The organism is Bartonella sp. CE47NXGY (assembly GCF_042195415.1).
Classification (GTDB): Bacteria; Pseudomonadota; Alphaproteobacteria; order Rhizobiales; family Rhizobiaceae; genus Bartonella.
Genome location: NZ_JBHIOI010000268.1, coordinates 1 through 601, shown reverse-complemented (window position 1 = coordinate 601; position 601 = coordinate 1). Strand labels below are relative to the sequence as shown.

General features: G+C 33.3%; 1 protein-coding gene. It reads right to left on the bottom strand.

All coding sequences use genetic code 11. The features are described from left to right. Positions 1 to 479 (bottom strand): DUF488 family protein (locus ACFIL3_RS11035; protein WP_375682303.1); only part of this gene is annotated, 479 nt, incomplete at its 3' end. Positions 480 to 601: the final 122 nt, after the last annotated feature.

Genomic DNA, 601 nt, shown 5'->3' with positions numbered 1-601 from the left:
TTAATTTCATATTTCCAATCAGGCAATTGAGTAAGAGCTAATGCGAGTTGTCCTCTATGACACATGCATACATTGGCTTCAAAACAGGTGATTGCAACGCGCTTTTTGTTTAAAAAAATTTGATATAATTTGTTTATTGCACAAAAATTATTCTTGAGAGTTGTATTTTGATAATCTTCAAAAAGGCGGTCATAATCTTTTTGTGTTTTCAAATTTCTTCGTTTTTCAGAAGCAATTCCAAGTTCAGGCATATGCATATATTCAATATCAATATTGCTTACAGCTTTTTCTAATTGTCTTTTTGAAAATCCGTGTTTTCTACTTATTGGATTTTTACGAACATCACATAAAGTTTTGATATTGTTTTCTATGAGACAACTAAGATAATTCTCAAGGGACCTACCTTCATAGCCAATGGTAAAAAAACAAAATTCCTCATCTTTAGCAGGCTGTATGATAATATGTTTGATGTTACACACGTTTAATTTCCTTATGTAAAAGGGTGGGGGTGCGGGGAGGAGAGAGCACCCCCATAGGTTTAAGCAGCTTTTGCCAAAATCTTTTGCATCTCTTGTTCTATTTCCCCTAAAAAGATTTCGAC